Origin of the sequence: Sulfitobacter sp. HI0129 (genome assembly GCF_001635395.1) — a bacterium.
Lineage (GTDB): Bacteria > Pseudomonadota > Alphaproteobacteria > Rhodobacterales > Rhodobacteraceae > Sulfitobacter.
Window position 1 is genome coordinate 1 of the sequence record NZ_LWGH01000633.1, and the last position, 1,292, is coordinate 1,292.

1 protein-coding gene and 1 pseudogene are annotated in these 1,292 nt (G+C 66.4%); both read left to right on the forward strand.

Annotated features, from left to right (window positions below; translation table 11 throughout):
• Window positions 1-712, forward strand: a 712-nt coding sequence (locus tag A3764_RS16480) for an HAD-IIB family hydrolase (protein ID WP_150122246.1), incomplete at its 5' end; no start/stop codon positions are given.
• Between the two features lie 2 nt (window positions 713-714).
• Window positions 715-1,292: pseudogene (locus A3764_RS16485) on the forward strand (hypothetical protein); the annotation flags it as partial.

Sequence of the window (1,292 nt, forward strand, 5' to 3'; positions counted from 1 at the left end):
ACTCACGGGCTGTCGCGACAGCGCCGCCACCTTTGCAGCATGGGTCGCGAAAAGGGACGCGGGCATCGCCTATCTGGCAGCCACGGGCCGCAGCATCAGCGAAGCCCGCCGCGTTCTGGCACAATGGTCGCTGCCGGAACCGGAGGTTTTCATCACCTCGGTCGGCAGCGAGATCTGGCGCCGCTCTGCCCCCGGCCAATACGAGCGTTGCGCCAAATTCGCCGCATTGCTCGACAAGGAATGGGACCGCGCAGAAGTCGAAGACGTACTGCGCGCCCAGGACCTGAAGCCGCAACCTGTCTATGAGCAGCGCCGCTGGAAGATCAGCTACATGGGCACCGCGGAGGAGGCGGACAATATCCGCGACCGGCTCTATGAGCATCGCCTTTCCGCGAGGGTCGTCGCCTCGCACGGCAGGTTCATCGACGTGCTGCCCCGCGCCGCCGGGAAGGCCAACGCCATCCGCTTCGTTGCCCGGGAATTCGGCCTCGACCTCGCGGATTGCGTCGCTTGCGGTGACAGCGGCAATGATCTCGACATGCTGACGAGATGCGGGCGCGCCATCGTGCCCTCCAACGCCTTCGACGAAATCGCCTCCCTGACCCGGCCCGGCCTTTACCGCAGCAAGGCGCCCCATGCGCTGGGTGTTCTGGAAGGCCTCGAACAGCTTGGCATGGCGCAATCCGCCGTCGCGCGGACGATGGCGGAATAGGGATGCGCGATCACGTCACGACAGCCACCAAGGCCCCGATCGGCTACTTCGTCCACCATCAGGGGCGGGGCCATGCGGAGCGTTTCGTCTCCATCGCCAAGGCCCTGCCCGAAGACCGCCCGCTCGCCGTTTTCTGTGCGCGCCCCGAGATATTGACAGGGCTCCCGAAACGGGTGGAGGTGATCGAGATCCCTTCGCTCTTCGAGCCGTCGGGAAATGAGCCGCGTGGAATGGGCGCGATCGCCACGCCCGATATGCTGCATTGCGCCCCGGTGGGCTGGCCCGGTATCCGGGCGGCCATGGCACAGATGGCCGCATGGTTCGAAAGTGCCGCCCCCGCGCTGATGATCTCCGATGTGAGCGCCGAGGTGGCGCAACTGGCCCGCATCTGTTCGGTTCCGCATGTGAAGGTGCTGCAGCACGGCACCCGCAGTGACCCGGGCCATATGGCGGCCTATGATGGTGCCGCCGGCTTGCTCGCCCCTTTTGACGAGGCACTGGCGCAGGAGGACTGGACCCCGGCCATGCGGGCCAAGACCTTCTTTGCGGGGGGTCTGGGGCTTGCCACGCGCAAGGCGCA